Below are 17,609 nucleotides of genomic sequence, written 5' to 3'. Positions count from 1 at the left end.
GTCCAGTGTCAATTCTCCTCTGCCTTGCACGCTCAAGCGGGCAAGGATTGCACCAGGGCCTTAAACTGCCGCCCTCGATCCTGGTAGTCCGCAAACATATCGAAACTCGCACAAGCCGGTGACAGCAACACCACCTCGCCGGAGACCGCCCCGTCCGCCGCCGCCTGGACAGCGTCTTTGAAAGAGGCAGCCCACACAATCGACGGGAATCCGGTCACCGCATTCGCAATCAAGGGCGTGGCTTCTCCAATTAAGATGAGCCCCTTGACCCGCTGCCTGATCGCCGGGGCCAATCGGGAAAAATCTCCGCCCTTATCACGCCCGCCGGCAATCAACCAAATAGGCTGCTCGATACTCTCCAAGGCTTTCAGCGTGGCATCGACGTTGGTCCCCTTGGAATCGTTCACAAAGCGCACGCCCCGGCGGTCCCGCACGATCTCCAAGGCATGCTCAAGGCCTGGAAACGTCATCAAAACGCGCCTGATGGCGTCGAGCGGACACCCGCTCAAGAGCGCATAGGTGACGGCCGCCATGACATTCTCAACATTGTGGTTGCCGATGATCTTGATCTCCGAACGCCGGCAGACCTCCTGCCGAACCCCGGTCACCGTGGTCACAATGCGATCGCCCTCCAAATAGGTGCCTCCGCTCAGGTCGGATGGGAGAGATGATTGCCGGGTAAATCCAAGGACCCGGGCCTTGACCCCATGCCTGAGCGCCGCCACCAGCGGATCGTCCAAGTTGAAGAGCGCATAGTCCGTCGGCTTCTGATTCTCAAAAATCCTGCGCTTAGCCGCGACATACTCGTCAATCGATTCATACCGATCTTGATGATCCACCGTCACATTCAGGATCGCCGCGATCCAGGGATGAAACTGATCCACGGTTTCCAACTGAAAGCTGGACACTTCCACCACGGCGAAATCATACGGACTGGGCAGCCCCTGCCGGGACGCCTGAAACGATTGCTCCGCCGCTTCACTGAGCGCCGTCCCGAGATTGCCGCCGACAAAGACCCGTTTCCCGCTTTCCTGCAGCATCTTGCCGATCAACGTCACAGTGGTGCTTTTCCCGTTGGTGCCGGTCAGGGCCAGGATCGGGGCGGACAGGAACCGGGATGCCAGCTCTAATTCGCTGATGACCTTGACGCCACGGCGACGAACCCGTTCCAACGCGTCCATCCGATAGGGCACGCCGGGACTGATCACGACCAGTTCCGCCGCATCCAGTGCCGTCTCGTACTGGCTGCCGACGGTGACGCCAATGCGCGAGCCGTCCAACTGCGTCAACACGGCCTCCAGCTCACGGCGTTCCTTTTTATCGGCCACGGTCACCTGCGCGCCCGCAGCCTGCAGCAACCGGGCTGCCGCCACGCCGCTGCGTGCCAGACCCACCACGGTGACTTTGGTTCCCGTCAGTTCCATCGTGTCTTCGCTCACCAATCCCATTACCGCAACTTCAACGTACTCAGGCTCAAGAGCGCCAACAGAATGGCGATGATCCAGAGCCGCACCACGACTTTGGGCTCCTCCCATCCCTTCATCTCGAAGTGATGATGGATCGGCGCCATCAGGAAAATCCGCTTCCCGCGCGACTTGAACGACAACACTTGGAAGATGACCGACACGGCCTCGATCACAAACACGCCGCCGACCATCAACAGCAACAGTTCGTGTTTGCTGATCACCGCCACGGTCCCGAGCGCCGCGCCCAACGGCAGCGATCCGACATCGCCCATGAAGACGGAGGCCGGATAGGTATTAAACCAGAGAAAGCCGAGGCTCGACCCCAAGATGGCCGCCGTAAACACCGCAATCTCGCCGGCATTTTCGATGTGCGGGATGAGCAGATAGTCGGACATCAGCCGGTGCCCGGCGACGTAGGCCACAATCGTGTAGGCCAGGGCGGTAATCATGACGGGCCCGATGGCCAAGCCGTCGAGGCCGTCGGTCAGATTGACGGCATTCGAACTGCCGACAATCACCAGCACGGCGAACACGATATAGAACCACCCGAGATCCGGCATGAAGTTCTTGAAAAAGGGCACACTGAGCTTCGTGGAATACCCCGGCAGAAAATACAACGTGAGGGCGATCCCCAACGCCACCGTCACCTGCGCGGCAAACTTCTGCCTGGCCGACAGCCCCTTCGATTGGGCCTTGATGAATTTGAGATAGTCGTCCGCGAATCCGATCGCGCCGAACCCGACGGTCGCCCCCAGCACCAGCCAGACGTAGGGCTTGGTGATATCCGCCCAGAGCAGCGTCGAAAGCACGACGGCAAAGATGATCAGCAGCCCCCCCATCGTCGGCGTGCCGCTTTTGGCCAAATGCCGCTTGGGACCGTCATCGCGCACTTGCTGGCCCAGCTTGATCTCTTGCAGCTTCCGGATCAGCCAGGGCGCCAGCATGAACGCGATGAGAAAGGCCGTCACCGCCGCATAGATAATGCGGAAGCTTTGATAGCGGAAGACATTCAGAAACGAGAACTCGGTATGGAGCGGATAGAGCCAGTTATACAGCATACGATCGCCTTGACGACGCTGGGGGCGGACAGCGTCTGAATAGTGACGCCCCTGAATGGTTACGACGCCTTCTTTGCGGCCCGCTTCATGCGCTGCAGCGCACTCACGACCTGCTCCATTTTCATGCCGCGCGACGCCTTCACCAACACCACATTACCCTGCGCGACCATCGCGGTCACGGCCGCCGCTGCCGCTGCCGCGTCCGGCATTTCGAGCACGGCATCAGCGCTCATCCCGGCCCGGCGCGCCCCTTCGGCCAACCCTCGTCCGAGGGCGCCGCAGGCCACCAACTGTGTAATCCCCTGCTGTGCGATGAAGGCGCCGACCTCTTGGTGCATTCGCCCCGCGTTCGGCCCCAGCTCCAACATATCCCCCAGCACCGCGATCGTCTTGCGCCCCGCGCCGGATTGCGCCAGCAACTGCACCGCCGCTTTCATCGAGGCCGGATTGGCGTTGTAACAGTCGTTGATGATCTTGACCCCCTGGCTCATGACGACCTGCGACCGCATCGCCGCCGGGCGGAAACGGGAAAGCCCCTGGGCAATCACCGCACCGGAAATACCTAAGACCGTCCCGACTGCTGCCGCAGCGAGAGCATTCGTGACATTGTGAGAACCCTGTACTTTCATCCGGACAATCGTATGGCGGACTTTTCCGGGAAGCAGTAGTCTGAAAATGGTGCCGTCCTTGCCATCGGACTTTTCCTGCACCGCCTGCACGTCAGCTTTCGGCGAATAGCCGAACGAGACCACCCGGCATTGCGCGCGCGCGGCCAGATAATCGAAATAGGGATCGTCGGCATTCAACACGGCGGCGCCATCCGGCGGCAGCAAATCGAGCAGCTCCGCCTTCGCCTGCGCCGACCCCTCCATGCTGCCGAAGAATTCCAAATGGTCCGGCCCGATATTGGTGATGATCCCGATCGTCGGCCGCGCGATTTCACACAGCCGCGTCGTCTGCCCGACGTTATCGACCCCCAGCTCGATGACCGCCGCTTCATGGCGGACCGTCAATCGGAAGAGGGTCTGCGGGACACCGATGCGATTGTTCAAATTGCCTTCCGTTTTCAACGTCCGCCAGCGCTGGCCCAGCACACTGGCGACCATTTCTTTCGTCGTGGTCTTGCCGTTGCTGCCCGTCACCGCGACCAGCGGAATCTCGAACCGGCAGCGATGGTGCGTGGCCAGTTGCTGGTACGCAAAGAGCGGATCGCGCACGCCAAGCACAAACGCCGAGGACTTTCCGACCGTTTTCACCACCGCCGGCGGCACGGCATAGGCATCGTGCACGATGGCGCCGACCGCACCCCGCGACAAGGCCATCGCGACATACTCATGCCCGTCAAACCGATCGCCCTTGATCGCCACAAACAGGTCCCCGGCGCGGATCGTTCGGGAATCCAGATTGATGCGCCGAATGCGTTGCTTGGCCCACCGGGCTCCCTCGGCGGCAAGCACCTTCACGCTGATGACTTCTCGCAATTCTTCAATCGTAAACAGGGCCATGGGATCCTCGAATCCTACTGCACCGTCAACTGGTCTTCGCCCCACTCGTCAATTGCTGGATGGCGTCCCGCGCAACTTCGCGATCGTCGAAGTGCTGTTTCGTCGTGCCAATAATCTGATAATCCTCATGCCCCTTGCCGGCAATGAGCACCATGTCACCCGGCCGCGCCTCCCGAACCGCCGCGCCAATCGCCTCGCGCCGATCCGCGATCTTCCGATACTGGACGTGCGGTCTCTGCCGGAGCGCATCCGTGACGCCGGCTTCCACTTCGTCCAAAATCGCCAGCGGGTTCTCCGTCCGCGGATTGTCCGATGTGAGAATCACCACATCGCTATACTGAACCGCCGCGCGCCCCATCTTGGGCCGCTTGCCCCGATCCCGGTCCCCTCCGCATCCGAACACCGTAAGGATGCGGCCGGCTTTCAGGGCCTGAGCGGCCGTCAGGAGGCGCACCAGCGCATCTTCCGTATGGGCATAGTCCACCACCACGGTGAACGCTTGTCCCGCCATGACCCGCTCAAATCGGCCAGGCACGTTCGTTACGTGCGCGACCGCCTCACGGACCTGTTGAGTCGTCGCGCCTTCATGCAGCGCCACGCCGATGGCCGCCAGCAGGTTGTAGACGTTATGCTCGCCGACCAAATGGCTCTCGACCGGGAAGGATCCAGCCGGCGTGGCCGCCGTGAAGGTCGTCCCGCCCAAGGACAGCCGGACATCCTCCGCCCGAAGATCCGCCTTCCCCTTGATCCCGTAGGTCCAGACCGGCGCGGGACTGAGGGCGGCGATGCGGCTGCCGCTCGGATCGTCCATATTGATGATCGCCCGCTTCTTCGGTTTCGCGGTTCCGGTTAATCCGGTGAAAAGCCGCAACTTGGCCTGGAAATAGGCGTCCATCGTCTTGTGAAAGTCGAGGTGGTCCTGCGTCAGGTTCGAGAAGACCGCCACATCGTATTCGCACCCGCTCGTCCGGTCCTGCACGAGCGCATGGGAGGACACTTCCATCACCGCCGCCGTGCAGCCGCTATCCACCATCTTTCTGAGCAACTGCTGCAGCTCCAGCGCGCCCGGCGTCGTATGCGACGATGGAATGGTTTCTGCTCCGATCTGATAGGCCACGGTCCCGATCAGCCCGACGCGCTTTCCGATCGCTTCGAGCAGCGATTTGCACACATACGTCGTGGTGGTTTTGCCGTTGGTGCCGGTGATCCCGATCATCCGCAACTGTGCCGACGGATCGCCGTAAAACCGACTGCCCAGCAACCCCAAGGCCTTCCGGGAATCCGCAACGCGCAGGGCGGGGAGATCGCCACCCGAGAGTGGCTCTTGCTGCACCAGCGCCGCCGCTCCGGCCGCCACCGCCCCGGCAACATACCGATGGCCATCCACCTGCTCGCCTTTGACGGCGACAAACAGACTGCCCGCCCGAGCCGCTCTGGAGTCGTCCGTGATTGCTGCCACAGGCACGCCGAGATCTCCCCTCTGGTCAAGGACCTCCACCTGTCCTCGCAAGGCCTCAGCTAATTGCGCCAACGTCATCGCCATGGCAGAAACATCCGCGTTATCGATGGCCGGTGGCCATCGCCAATTTCACCGGTTCATTCGATGACACGCCTAAGTAATTTAACACCTGCTCGCCCACCCGCCGAAAGACCGGCGCCGCCACCAACCCACCAAATGACTCCCCTTGCGGTTCGTCGATCACAACGATCATGGCCAGCCGGGGATTATCGGCCGGCACGAACCCGACAAACGACCCCACGAATTGCGTGGAGGAATAGGCGCCGGTGCGCGGATCGATTTTTTGCGCCGTGCCGGTCTTCCCCGCGACGCGGAATCCTGGAATCGCCGCCTTCGTCCCGGTCCCGTCCGTCACTACGCCTTCGAGAATCGAGGTCACCGCGCGCGCCGTCTCCGGCGAAATCACCCGCCGCTTCATGTGCGGCTCAATCTGCTTCAGCAGCTGCCCTTGCGCGTCCCGCACTTCCGAGACAACGTAGGGCTTCATCAACATGCCGCCGTTCGCCAGCACCGAAATCGCCGACACCATTTGCATCGGCGTGACGCCGATTTCCTGCCCCATGGAAATCGAGGCCAGCGAGCGGCGCCCCCAATCTTTGGGGTCCCGCAACAGGCCGACGGCTTCGCCTGGCAAGTCGATCTCGGTCCGCTGCCCGAATCCGAACGCCTGCAAATACCGATAGAGCCGCTGATCGCCCAGCGCCATGCCGGTTTTCGCAGCCCCGATGTTGCTCGACTTCTGAATGACCTGCGCGAACGTCACCCACCCGAGCTTCTCATGATCGTGAATCACCGTATTGGCAATGGTCATGCGGCCGTTCTCGCCGAACACCATCGTCCCGGGCTTCATGACTTTTTCTTCGAGGGCCGCAGCGGCCACAATGGCTTTCATCGTCGAACCGGGCTCATAGGCATCGGTCAAGGCCCGATTCCGCCAGCGGCCCGGCGTGAGCGCGGCCACGGAGTTCGGATCGAACCGCGGGCTGATGGCCAGGGCCAGCAGCGCCCCTGTCCGAGGATCGAGCACCATGACGGTGCCGGCCTTGGCCCGCGTCTTGTTCATCGCCTCTTCGAGTTCTTTTTCGGCGATATATTGAATGACTTCGTCGATCGTGAGCGTCAAACTGTGACCGGAGGCCGGGTTCTGCTCCGCCTCACCTTTCGGAAACACGATGCGCCCCAAGGCATCGCGCTGCAGCACCGCCACGCGCTTCTCCCCATGCAACTGCGACTCGTACCGGCGCTCCAGCCCTTCAAGCCCCGCTCCATCCATCCCGGCAAATCCCAGCACATGCGCCAACAGCGGGCCCTTCGGATAGAACCGGCGCCCTTCCAGCACCGTTCCGATGCCTTCCATCGGCATCTGCTCCAACCGATGCCCCTGCTCCGGATCCAGCTTTCTCGCCAGCCATACAAAGCTGCGATCCTGGCGCAATTTCTTTTCCAGCTCGGACGCGCGCACATGCAGAACCGGAGACAGTGTCCGCGCCGCCTGGGCGGGACTTTCGAGGGCGGTCGGCACGCCAAATACGGAGGGCACGTCCATATTCATGGCCAGCACCTTTCCGTGTCGATCCACGATCGTTCCCCGCGCGCCTTCCAACGCCACCGTCTTTTGATGCTGCCGGTCCGCCTTGACGGTCAATTCCGCCGCCTGCAACACTTGCAGCGACACGAGCCGAAACAGCACCACGCCGAATCCGCACAGCAACACCAGCAACAACACAAATCGGCGCGTGCGCGACGGAGAACCTGCCACTACCGCCTCCCTCCGGACATATCAATTTGGGCGAGCCGCACCTCTGCCGCTTGACGGGACGCCCCCGGCCATTCCGCCGGTCCGGACTGCACCATCACCACTTGTCCCGGTTGGGGCAACGTCATCCCAAACTTGTCCGTCGCCACCTTTGCGATGCGGTCGGGAGCACTGAGCGTCGCGACCTTCACCCGAAGCTCGTCCCGCTCCCGTTCAAGCAACACCTTTTCGTGCTTCAGCCGCTCGATGTGGTAGCCGAGGCGCACCATATCGACCCGCTCCCACACAAACACAAATACGAGACAGACCCCCATGAGCACTGCCAACAGCTTCTTCATTGGACACACTCCTGTGGAAGACGCTCCGCCACTCGCAACTTGGCACTCCGCGCGCGCGGATTCTCCCGGCATTCCGCCTCGGAGGGCACTTGCGGCTTTTTGGTGAGCACCCGGATTTGCGCCTGCGGCTCATCGGCCAGGGCGCGCAACGTGTGTTTCACAATGCGATCCTCAAGCGAGTGAAAAGAGATGACCGCGAGACGCCCCCCCGGACGCAGGACATCCACCGCGTCGCGAATGGCCGGCGCAATCACGTCCAGCTCCCGATTGACCGCGATCCGCAACGCCTGAAACGTCCGTGTTGCGCAATGAATGCGTCCGTGGCGATAGGCCGCGGGCACAGCTCCCTTGATCACCGCCACCAACTCTTGAGTCGTTGCCAATGCCTTGAGCACGCGCGCCTGCACAATGGCCCGCGCAATGCGCCGGGAAAATCGCTCTTCCCCATATTCGAAAATCATATCGGCCAGCTCGGCCTCTGGCAGCTCGTTGACCAACTGCGCCGCAGTGCGGGGACCAGCCTGATCCATGCGCATATCAAGCGGGCCATCGGTCTGAAAACTGAAGCCTCGCCGCGGATCATCCAGCTGCGGCGAGGACACCCCGAGGTCAAACAAGACACCATCGACGGATTGAACACCCACGCTCCGCAGCAACGGTTTCACATCCACAAAGTCACCCTTGAGCAACCGCACGCGCTGACCGAAAGGGGCCAACCGAGACCGGCACGCCGTGAGCGCCTCGTCATCCCGATCGATGCCGACGAGAGTCGATTGGTCCGCCATTTTCCGAAGCAATGATTCAGCATGCCCACCATATCCCACTGTCCCATCGACAAGGACCTGAACCCCTTCAGGATTGAGCCAATAGATGACTTCATCGTGAAAGACAGGAACATGCTGGCGATTTCCCTCGATATATACTTCCCCACTTATAGCCACTTTACCCCACTAACGGCGGAGTATACTCCCGTTTGACGCCTTGTCAATATTAAATTCATAGACTTACGACGAATTGTCTCCGTCCTGCCTCCACGTCATTTTTCAGGTTCAAAGAAGCCCTTCTACAGGCATTGGACCGCTCAAACCACATAGCCCAGAGCTATCCATCCCGTGCCAACCGACGAACCCCGCCCCACACTGGTCTGCCTGATGCACTGCGAGTCAACGGACACCAGGACAGGACGCGGCCATCGCCCGTGATAAATAGAGGATTCGTTGACAACACGCGTCATGACATCAACAATGGGCCTATGCGCGCGACAAGTACGAGGCACTACACCCTCTGCGTAATCACCCTGAGTTTAGGGCTGGCATGTGGCCTGAGCCTCGTGCCACACACGGCTCAGGCCGCATCGAACCTCTATTGGTGCCCTGATCGGAAAGCTGACCAGCAATACTCCGCGAAGCCAGGCCCCGGCTGCTCGCCGCTGGTTGAGAAGAAAGATCCCGCCCTGGAGCAGCCGGAGCGCCCAGGCGAGCCTGGCAAGGAAGCGCGGAATTTCAAAATCGATAATCTCCAGCACGACGTGTCGGAATTCCTGAAGCAGTACCGCCAATTTCTTGCCTGCTGCAGAACCGATCTTGGGGAACTGCAACAAATCGAGGCGATGGGTGATGAACTGGGCGATCTCCTCGCATCGATTCAGACGCAGATGTCCAATCACTCTCTCGCTTCCCGAGGCGTGATACTACGGGAGCTCATCCCCCCCATCGCCAAAGCAAGAGCCGATCTGCGCACACTACGCGCACGACTGGAGCAAATCGGGCAATCGACAAACCAGCGCAACAGCGCCAGCCTTGAAGAGGCGGGGCGAGAATCTCAGACCATTCACGCGATCGAAGAATCGATTCATCGGGACATCACCGCGCCATCCCTCCCCACCGGGCCACGAACTGGCGCCGCAATTGGCGCAGCACCGGCCACGGGCCCCAATATTGGGAAATCGCCCACAGCAGGATCGGCGATAGGACGGGAAGGAACCACCGGGCAAGATATCGGCGCCTCCCCCAAGAGCGGCGGCGACATTGGCCGTTCAGGAGCGACTGGATTTGCGATTGGCGAGACCGGCCGCGCAGGGCCATCGATCGGCGAATCAGAACTGAACAGCGACGCCTCTTCAAGCGTCAACTCCTCACTCCAGCAATCGACCGTCGGCTCCAGTCTTTCCGATTCAACGATCGGCTCAACCTTTGGCGGGTCATCTATTGGATCCAGCCTGCAGGATTCTTCGGTGGGCTCTTCGTTTGGCGGGTCATCCGCCGGGGCAAACCAGCAAGACCAGGAAACCAGCCGATAGCAGATCCTCCTTGAACTAGTTCACCGCGATCACCGGTGGCATGACCTCCCAGGATTCGCCTGCGTCTGCGCTCCGATACAATCCGCTGCCGTTCGTGCCCGCATAAAAGAGCTTGGGATCGGTCTGGCTCTGCGCGAGCGAGCGGATGTTCGTCGTGGCAAATCCTCGATTCATCACCTTCCACGTCGCGCCGCCATCTTCGCTCCGATGCACCCCTTCACGCCCGGTGATATAGATGACGCCCTTCTTCGAGCGATCGAGCACCATCGAAATGATCATCTGATCCGCCAGCGACTCACCGATGCGCGCCCACGACTTCGCGCCATCCGTCGACTTGTACAGCCCCGCCAGCGTCGCGGCGTAGACCGTCTCCGGCTCGAAGGCATCGACCTCGATCGCCGTCACATTCAACGCGCGGGACGACTTCACCATCTCGGGCGGCACTAGGCCATTGTTCACCTTTTCCCAATGGCCGGCCTGATCGACCGACTTGTACACGCCGCCGCTCGTGCCCGCATAGAGGATCGACGGCCTGGTCGGGTCCATCTCCAGCGAGACGACCATCAGCACTTCCTTCATCCCCTCCATCCGCTTCGTCCAGCTGTCGCCCGCATTCTTCGACTCGAACACCCCCATCGTCGTCGCGGCGAAGAGATGGGTGTTGTCCTGCGGATCGAACACGAACTGGTTCACCACCGAGGAGATCGTCGCATCGTCCAACCCGGACCGCTGCGACACCCAGCGCTGTCCGCCGTCGTAACTCTTGTAGACCGCATCGCCCTTCGTGCCCGCATACACCGTGGCGGGATAGGCCGGATCGATCGCCATCGCAATCACCCGGGAATGGCTCATCCCGCGCGAGAGATTCGCCCAGGTCTTCCCGCCATCACGCGTCTTATAGATGTAATCGTTCGTGGCGATATAGATGATGTCGGAATTCTTGGGATGGAGCTCAATGACGACGATGGGATCGCTGCGATTGCAGCCGGCGAGAGAAATCCCCACCAATAGACAAAGTAGGTACGCCAGCTGCTTCATAGAATCGGCTTAAAAAATTGCAGGAAAGGGGCGGGGTGAGCGCCTACTGCGCGCATGCACCGAGCACAGCCCTTGATCTTACCATTCGATCATTCCGAGTGCGCGGGGCGCGAGCAAAGGGGCTCACCCCGCCCCCTGATCCTACCGATAGTTCGTGAACTGCAAATCCACGCCGAAATCTTTCCCTTTGAGAAACGCCATCGTCGCCTGCAGATCGTCCTTACTCTTGCTGAGCACCCGCACCTGCTCGCCCTGAATCTGCCCCTGCACCTTGATCTTTGAATCCTTGATCGCCTTGGTGATTTCCTTGGCCTTTTCCGACGTCAGCCCGCTCTGAATCTTCGCCGTCTGCCGCACCGTCCCGCTCAACGCCGGCTCCACCGCGCCATAGTCGAAGGCCTTCAGCGACACCCCGCGCTTCGTACACTTCGTCTTAATAATCTCGATCACCGCGTTCAGCTTATAGTCGTCATCCGAGACAACCACAAGCTCCTTCTCTTTTTCCTTCAGCGTAATCTCCGTTTTCGAATCCTTGAAATCGAACCGCTGCTTGATCTCCTTCGTCGCCTGATCCAGCGCGTTTTTCAACTCCTGCATATTCACTTCCGACACCACATCGAACGAAAATTGATCAGCCACGATTTCCTCCTTCTTTCACCCTACTTACCCCAGGGGCGGTCGGGTCGATCTCCTACTGCGCGCATGCACCGAGCACAGCCCTTAATGTCACCCTTTGATCAATCCAAGTGCGCGGGGCGCGAGCACAGGAGATCGACCCGACCGCCCATCAACAACACCCGCCCCCATGCGGCAACTTAAACCCCTTCCCCTCATCATCACGACAGATCGCCGTCTGCATCCGTCCCGCCGAGCCGCCACCGGCCAGCACCAACACCTCGCTGCTCGTGAAGGGCTTCTTCAACACCACATACCCGTACCATTGCCGCAGGCTGTCGATCAAGACGATCAGCCCCAGGAAGGCCACCCCCGCGACCAGCACCGCGTCCAGATACAGCGCAAACGCCTGCCCGCTATCCTGCAGCTTCGCCGCCTTCCCCATGAAGAGGCCGAACATCTGATAGGACCCGATCAGCGTGACCCCTCCGACAAACAGCATCGGCACCGCCGTGATCCAGAGGAACTGCGCCTTGCGCATCTTGATCAGCACCGTCGTTCCGATGCAAAGCGCCAGCGTCCCCAGCAACTGATTCGCCGCGCCGAACATCGGCCAGATCGTCGAAATACTCCCCGTGCCGATCAGGTAGGCCCAGGCTCCCACCACCAAACCGCTGCTCGCCAGCACCCCCGGCCACCAGTTGATCCGCCGCAGCGGCGCATAGACCCGCCCGCCCATTTCCTGGAGCAGATAGCGCGCCACCCGCGTGCCCGTATCCATCGTCGTGAGAATAAAGAGCGCTTCAAACACCAGCGCAAATTGATACCAATAGGCCATCAACCCCGCCATCCCCGGCAAGGCCGAGAAAATCGAGGCCATCCCGACCGCCAGCGACACAGCCCCGCCCGGCCGCCCCGCCACATCCACTTCCACCAGCTGCGACAACTCCTGAATGCGCGAGACCGGGAATCCCATCGAGGCCAACTGCTCCGGCGAAAGCATCGTGTTGATCACAAAATAGTCACCGGGAATCAGCACCGAGGCCGCAATCAACGCCATCACGCCGACGAAACTTTCCAGCAGCATCGCTCCGTACCCCACCGTCGCCTGCGATTCCTGCTCGATCATCTTCGGCGTCGTTCCGGAGGAGACCAGCGAATGAAAGCCCGAGACCGCCCCGCAGGCAATCGTAATGAAGAGGAAGGGGAAGAGGGTGCCGGGGATAATCGGCCCGCCGCCGCTGGCGAAGATTGTCACGCGCGGCATCTCAATCGTGGGCGCCATCAGCACCACGCCGAGACCGAGCAAAAACACCACACCCAGTTTCATGAAGGTCGAGAGATAGCCGCGCGGCACCAGCAACATCCAGCCGGGCAAGATGGAAGCCAGGAACCCATAGCCCGCCAGCATCCACACCAGCGCCCCACGCTCAAACTCCAGCCAGGGCGCCAGCGCCGAATGGGCCACCGCATGCCCGGCGATCACCGAGGCAATCAACAGCACGACGCCAAGCACCGAAACTTCCCCCACCGCACCGGGGCGAAACTTCTGGAGATAGAAGCCCATGATAAAGCCAATAGGAATCGTCATCGCAATCGTGAAGGTCCCCCAGGCATTCCGGTACAAAGCGTTCACCACCGCAAAGCCCAACCCCGCCAGCGCCACCACCACGATGAAGAGCACCGCCACCGCCGTCGCCGTGCCGGTAATAGGGCCCAGTTCATCGCGGGCAATCTCCGGGAGTGAGCGCCCGTTGCGCCGCATCGAGGCCACCAGAATCACGAAATCCTGCACCGCCCCGGCCAGCACTGCGCCAATCACCAGCCAAAGGAAACCGGGCATAAAGCCGAACTGCGCTGCCAACACCGGCCCGAGCAGCGGCCCGGCCCCGGCAATCGCCGCGAAGTGATGGCCGAAGAGGACATAGCGATTGGTGGGGTGAAAATTGACGCCGTCGTTCAGCCGCACCGCCGGGGTAACATATTGATCATTCAGATCAACCACCCGCCGAGCGATCCAGCGGCCATAGAACCGGAACGCGAGCACATAGATGCACGAAGCCGCCACCACCAGCCACAGCCCATTCACCTTTTCTTCGGGATGGACGAGCCCAGTGACAAAGGCGAGCGCGACAGCGCCCAGAATGGCGAGGAATCCCCAAAGTACGTGTGTTAACGCCGACATGCGCGGCATCCTAACACAGTCTGTCAGTAGGGCGCCCCACCCCTCTCACTTACCGCACTCTTTCCATGACGATAGAGTCGTCATTTGGCATGCCATTTGACGACAGACCTACTACCCAATCCAACGAAGCGAACGCGTTAATTCCCAGGCTATGACTCAGTTGACATGACTAGCTACAAAAAGTAGCCTATCGTTAACTCCTACCGCGAGAGGACACGCTCGCCAACAAGCAGGACAAATCGACAACCATTCATGAGCACATCACGGATCAATGCTGACAAGCCGCACCGCTGGAAAGCTGACATTGCTGCCTCCGTTGACCAATTTAATCGGTGGTTTATGGAGTTCGCACCGGAGGCATTCCGTACGACGAGAGTCGCCACGACGGCGCATGTAAAGGCTGCCCTCCTTGCCACTCACGATTTACGCAGCCTCGATATCGCCACGCTCAAAGCGAACCCCAGTGCACTGCCGACACTCCGCATGTGTGCCGCCCCGCCGCTTGCGGTAGATCGATTAATTGGATTAGCCGATACAAACAAGAATCTTGTTGCACGGATGGAAGGCGGCACGCTTCCTCCCAAGATGGCGGAAACAGATCTTGATGCAGAATTGGCATCAATTAGTCGCATTCTGGAAAAACTCTTGGATAGAGATATCTTCCCTTGGCTTACCAGAAGTAAGAGCCCGACCGACCTTGAACGCGACCGCGCATCAACAATAGTCGCGGACCGTCTTTGCAGCGCAGTCGCCAATCCGATCGTTCGCAATGCCCAGGAGCAACGGCAACTCGCCCGGATCGAGGCCTTTCTCGACAAACGAGGCTATCGCAAACACCCGCACCCTGCGGGCATCCCACTCACCAAGATGACGCCTGGCACATACGCATTTCGGATGAATGTGCCGGTTGGAAAATCCCTCAAGGTCAATATCCCCATCGACGTGACCATTCAACCAAAGAAGCTTCGCAAGAACCGGTTGCCCATTTTGATTGAAGCAAAGTCGGCAGGCGACTTCACCAACACGAATAAACGCCGCAAGGAAGAAGCCACGAAAATTCATCAGCTTCAAGCAACGTACGGGACGTCCATTTCATTCGTCTTATTTCTCTGCGGCTACTTCGGAAGCGACTATCTCGGCTATGAAGCAGCCGAAGGACTGGATTGGGTCTGGGAGCACCGAATCGACGACCTGCTTAAATTGGGGTTGTAGATAGCATGATCGCGCAACTGGACGACTCCATCGAACGGCGCCGACAGGCAATCCAATCAGAGATCGACGCCACCAAATCCGCCGCCGATCGGAACCGCTTAGGGCAGTTTGCAACACCGCCCGGCTTAGCGGTTGAAATCGCCCGATACATTGACACGCAACTCAACCACGACAGGATACGGATTCGCTTCGCCGATCCAGCCGTCGGCTCCGGCAGTTTTTTCTCGGCGGCCCTAGCCGTCTTTGGGAGCAAGCGGATCGAACACGCCATCGGAATCGAACTCGATCCGGCCTTTTGCAAAGCGGCGCAGGAACTATGGAGCCCTGCGGGGCTCACCGTTCTGCGAGGAGACTTCACTCGCATCGTTGCCAACGGGTCACGCCCGCCGGCCCCCAACGTCATTTTGGCCAATCCCCCTTATGTCCGGCATCATCATCTCGCACGAACTGACAAGGAACGGCTTCAACGCCTCACCTTTAAGTTGACCGGCATCGAGGTCAGCGGCTTAGCAGGTCTCTATGTCCACTTCCTATTGCTTGCCACGGCATGGATGGACGATGACGGAATCGCCGCATGGCTCATACCGTCAGAATTTATGGACGTCAATTACGGCGCGGCCCTCAAAAGTTTTCTCACGAACCGAGTAACCCTCATCCGTGCCCACCGATTCGACCCGGACGACGTGCAATTTGGAGATGCACTGGTCTCGTCTGTGGTGCTCGTGTTCCGCAAATCATTGCCCGCCGATAATCATGCCGTCGAATTCACGTTCGGCGGCACCATGACCAATCCTCATATCCGAGACAGGATCACCCTCGACCGCCTGTGCGGATCGCGAAAATGGACCGTCTTCCCAGCCCATGCCAAAAACGACCGGCAAACCGCCGATGACAAGACCGGCCTCACGCTGAAAGACCTCTTCAAAATCCAACGTGGGATCGCAACGGGCAACAATAAATACTTCGTACTCGATCGAACCAATGCGAAACGCCTGGGACTGCCCAATCGCTATCTACGTCCCATCTTGCCCAGTCCTCGGCATCTCACCGAAACGGTGATCGATGGCGACGAGGATGGCTACCCAGTAATCAACCGCCAATTTTGCCTGATCGACTGCAATCTTCCCGAGCCCATCGTCGAAACTCGTCACCCGGCACTATGGGCATACCTGAAGACAGCCGAAGACCTTGGCATTAAGAGCGGCTACCTCGTGAGCCAACGAGATCCTTGGTACAAACAAGAACAGCGCATGCCCGCGCCCTTTCTCTGCACCTATATGGGGCGAGGCGCCAATGAAAAACAGCCCTTTCGCTTCATTTTGAACCGCTCGCGCGCCATCGGCACCAACCTCTACTTAATGCTGTATCCGAAAAATAGTTTGGCGAATATGCTGCGCCAGCATCCTGAACGAAGCGCGGAAGTACACGAACTCCTGCGCGGCGTGACCGCCCACGAACTGCGCGGAGAAGGCCGAGTCTATGGCGGCGGACTCAACAAGATTGAGCCACGTGAACTTGGGCGTGTGTCCGCGCTCTCATTCGTGAACCGCTGGCCCGAACTGGCGGATGGCATCGCGCAGATCGACACACCACGTCTTTTTGATTGATGGTTCACAACACAATATGCACCATAATAAACTGACGCGCTTAGCCTAACGGCCTACCATGCATTTGCTGCCCCCCTTGGGATTTCTCCTTCTCGCGCTGATCAGCCCGAGTTATCTTAACGTTGGCCTGAAATCGATCAAAGCTAGCATCTTCGGCTAACATGCAAAACTCGCCTATGTCAGTGATATAAATGCTCACGCCTGTCTTTCTCTCGCATCAGCAAGAAAAATTACCGGCGGCGGTCATGGGTGGAGAAAATACACAAAAGAGAGTGATGCTGCATTCACAGCAGTAATAAAAAGTGCCGCCCTGCGATCATCAGCTTCAGCCGAAAACACACTAATAATCCCTGTTAACAAGCCTCCTGCATTGCAGGCGATCCAGGCGAGAAACGTCAAGTAGGCGACGAGTCCACCCGGTCCTTCGATATGCATACCTGCTAGATGCCATGTCGCCAATGCAAAGAGAATTCCCGTAAAACCCATTGCACCTGACATGTATATTCCAAAACGGCCACGGGCCTTTGGAGTCCAGACCTCATGAGGGATTCCTGGATGGTCGAGCAAACCACCCGATCCGATATAACTTTCCTCACTCGAACGTCTTCGGCCTGTAGAGGGAGGGACAAACATATAAACAAAGCATACAACTCCAGCCAAATCTGTCAATTCATCCGATGGCTGATTCGAATCACCGAAGCTTTCTCGTTTCTAGCGTTAAATGGTCCAGCCTCTCTTGACTCATCTCCTTCCCCTGACAGGCTGATTCCGGCAATACTGGCCGTGTAGGATTCACCCTGGAGGCTGCAATGGGAATAGAAAAATCCGAGGCGCTCGAACCCATTCAAAAACTGCCGGACGAGGTCACCACTGACGACATCCTGGAGGAGCTCTTCTTCAAACGGATGATCGACAGAGGCTTGCAAGATGTCGATGAAAGTTGCGTCATCTCCCACCAAGAACTGAAAGAAAGAATCGCGCAATGGCGGAAGTCTGCTGGTCGCTGACCGC

The 17,609-nt window shown here is 59.5% G+C and carries 15 protein-coding genes; 4 read left to right on the top strand and 11 right to left on the bottom strand.

The genetic code is table 11. The features are described from left to right. Nucleotides 1–32: 32 nt before the first annotated feature. From murD to rsmH, 7 genes are read right to left on the bottom strand one after another with little or no spacing between them, the layout of a single operon-like run. The gene (gene murD / locus RI101_14870; GenBank protein ID MEC4891332.1) at nt 33–1,448 is read right to left on the bottom strand and encodes a UDP-N-acetylmuramoyl-L-alanine--D-glutamate ligase; all 1,416 of its coding nucleotides are present in this window, start codon (nt 1,446–1,448) and stop codon (nt 33–35) included. Beyond that, nucleotides 1,448–2,524, bottom strand: coding sequence for a phospho-N-acetylmuramoyl-pentapeptide-transferase (gene mraY / locus RI101_14865; GenBank protein MEC4891331.1), 1,077 nt, complete (start codon nt 2,522–2,524; stop codon nt 1,448–1,450). Before mraY ends, murD begins: the two co-directional genes overlap by 1 nt. A gap of 59 nt (nt 2,525–2,583) precedes the next feature. Further along, on the bottom strand, nt 2,584–4,029 hold the full coding sequence (murF, locus tag RI101_14860) for a UDP-N-acetylmuramoyl-tripeptide--D-alanyl-D-alanine ligase (GenBank protein MEC4891330.1): 1,446 nt from the start codon (nt 4,027–4,029) through the stop codon (nt 2,584–2,586). Between the two features lie 25 nt (nt 4,030–4,054). Beyond that, on the bottom strand, nt 4,055–5,572 hold the full coding sequence (locus RI101_14855; protein MEC4891329.1) for a UDP-N-acetylmuramoyl-L-alanyl-D-glutamate--2,6-diaminopimelate ligase: 1,518 nt from the start codon (nt 5,570–5,572) through the stop codon (nt 4,055–4,057). 16 nt (nt 5,573–5,588) lie between these two features. Continuing rightward, the gene (locus tag RI101_14850; protein MEC4891328.1) at nt 5,589–7,307 is read right to left on the bottom strand and encodes a penicillin-binding protein 2; all 1,719 of its coding nucleotides are present in this window, start codon (nt 7,305–7,307) and stop codon (nt 5,589–5,591) included. Continuing rightward, nucleotides 7,307–7,642: a cell division protein FtsL gene (gene ftsL, locus RI101_14845; protein ID MEC4891327.1), complete on the bottom strand. Its 336-nt coding sequence runs from the start codon at nt 7,640–7,642 to the stop codon at nt 7,307–7,309. The genes RI101_14850 and ftsL overlap by 1 nt, the downstream gene beginning before the upstream one ends. Next, on the bottom strand, nt 7,639–8,583 hold the full coding sequence (rsmH, locus tag RI101_14840; protein ID MEC4891326.1) for a 16S rRNA (cytosine(1402)-N(4))-methyltransferase RsmH: 945 nt from the start codon (nt 8,581–8,583) through the stop codon (nt 7,639–7,641). The genes ftsL and rsmH overlap by 4 nt, the downstream gene beginning before the upstream one ends. 389 nt (nt 8,584–8,972) lie before the next feature. On the opposite strand from rsmH, the gene RI101_14835 reads away from it, so the two are divergent. Next, nucleotides 8,973–9,941 carry a hypothetical protein gene (locus RI101_14835; protein ID MEC4891325.1) on the top strand — a complete coding sequence of 323 codons (969 nt, stop codon included), beginning with the start codon at nt 8,973–8,975 and terminating at the stop codon, nt 9,939–9,941. A gap of 15 nt (nt 9,942–9,956) precedes the next feature. Here RI101_14835 and RI101_14830 read toward each other — a convergent pair whose 3' ends face one another. The 3 genes from RI101_14830 to RI101_14820 form a co-directional block, all read right to left on the bottom strand. Next, complete coding sequence (locus RI101_14830; protein MEC4891324.1) at nt 9,957–10,979, bottom strand: hypothetical protein; 1,023 nt, start codon at nt 10,977–10,979, stop codon at nt 9,957–9,959. A 141-nt stretch (nt 10,980–11,120) separates the two neighbouring features. Beyond that, on the bottom strand, nt 11,121–11,618 hold the full coding sequence (locus RI101_14825) for a YajQ family cyclic di-GMP-binding protein (GenBank protein MEC4891323.1): 498 nt from the start codon (nt 11,616–11,618) through the stop codon (nt 11,121–11,123). Between the two features lie 148 nt (nt 11,619–11,766). Continuing rightward, nucleotides 11,767–13,779 (bottom strand): carbon starvation CstA family protein, encoded by a 2,013-nt coding sequence (locus RI101_14820; GenBank protein ID MEC4891322.1) that lies wholly within the window; start codon nt 13,777–13,779, stop codon nt 11,767–11,769. Nucleotides 13,780–14,031: 252 nt separating this feature from the next. Here RI101_14820 and RI101_14815 point away from each other — a divergent pair, with 252 nt between their 5' ends. Both RI101_14815 and RI101_14810 read left to right on the top strand, forming a co-directional pair. Further along, nucleotides 14,032–14,991, top strand: a complete 960-nt coding sequence (locus tag RI101_14815; protein MEC4891321.1) for a XamI family restriction endonuclease — start codon at nt 14,032–14,034, stop codon at nt 14,989–14,991. A 5-nt stretch (nt 14,992–14,996) separates the two neighbouring features. Then, nucleotides 14,997–16,598 (top strand): class I SAM-dependent methyltransferase, encoded by a 1,602-nt coding sequence (locus RI101_14810; protein ID MEC4891320.1) that lies wholly within the window; start codon nt 14,997–14,999, stop codon nt 16,596–16,598. A gap of 243 nt (nt 16,599–16,841) precedes the next feature. Here the strand turns inward: RI101_14810 and RI101_14805 are convergent, their stop codons facing one another. Continuing rightward, a complete protein-coding gene (locus tag RI101_14805; protein MEC4891319.1) occupies nt 16,842–17,096 on the bottom strand; it encodes a hypothetical protein in 255 nt (84 codons plus the stop codon). 311 nt (nt 17,097–17,407) lie between these two features. On the opposite strand from RI101_14805, the gene RI101_14800 reads away from it, so the two are divergent. Next, nucleotides 17,408–17,605 carry a hypothetical protein gene (locus RI101_14800; protein ID MEC4891318.1) on the top strand — a complete coding sequence of 66 codons (198 nt, stop codon included), beginning with the start codon at nt 17,408–17,410 and terminating at the stop codon, nt 17,603–17,605. The last annotated feature ends 4 nt before the right edge of the window (nt 17,606–17,609 follow it).

It is taken from the genome of Nitrospira sp., from assembly GCA_035968315.1.
Classification (GTDB): Bacteria; Nitrospirota; Nitrospiria; order Nitrospirales; family Nitrospiraceae; genus Nitrospira_D.
The sequence above is the reverse complement of the archived record's forward strand: the minus strand, read 5'-3'. Positions and strand labels throughout refer to the sequence as shown.

What these genes read in the sequence shown, in the direction of transcription:
- murF (MEC4891330.1), bottom strand. Translation starts at nt 4,029, where the DNA reads ATGGCCCTGTTTACGATTGAAGAATTGCGAGAAGTCATCAGCGTGAAG.
- murD (MEC4891332.1), bottom strand. Translation starts at nt 1,448, where the DNA reads ATGGGATTGGTGAGCGAAGACACGATGGAACTGACGGGAACCAAAGTC.
- RI101_14855 (MEC4891329.1), bottom strand. Translation starts at nt 5,572, where the DNA reads ATGGCGATGACGTTGGCGCAATTAGCTGAGGCCTTGCGAGGACAGGTG.
- RI101_14805 (MEC4891319.1), bottom strand. Translation starts at nt 17,096, where the DNA reads ATGTCAGGTGCAATGGGTTTTACGGGAATTCTCTTTGCATTGGCGACA.
- RI101_14800 (MEC4891318.1), top strand. Translation starts at nt 17,408, where the DNA reads ATGGGAATAGAAAAATCCGAGGCGCTCGAACCCATTCAAAAACTGCCG.
- RI101_14820 (MEC4891322.1), bottom strand. Translation starts at nt 13,779, where the DNA reads ATGTCGGCGTTAACACACGTACTTTGGGGATTCCTCGCCATTCTGGGC.
- mraY (MEC4891331.1), bottom strand. Translation starts at nt 2,524, where the DNA reads ATGCTGTATAACTGGCTCTATCCGCTCCATACCGAGTTCTCGTTTCTG.
- RI101_14810 (MEC4891320.1), top strand. Translation starts at nt 14,997, where the DNA reads ATGATCGCGCAACTGGACGACTCCATCGAACGGCGCCGACAGGCAATC.
- RI101_14830 (MEC4891324.1), bottom strand. Translation starts at nt 10,979, where the DNA reads ATGAAGCAGCTGGCGTACCTACTTTGTCTATTGGTGGGGATTTCTCTC.
- RI101_14815 (MEC4891321.1), top strand. Translation starts at nt 14,032, where the DNA reads ATGAGCACATCACGGATCAATGCTGACAAGCCGCACCGCTGGAAAGCT.
- ftsL (MEC4891327.1), bottom strand. Translation starts at nt 7,642, where the DNA reads ATGAAGAAGCTGTTGGCAGTGCTCATGGGGGTCTGTCTCGTATTTGTG.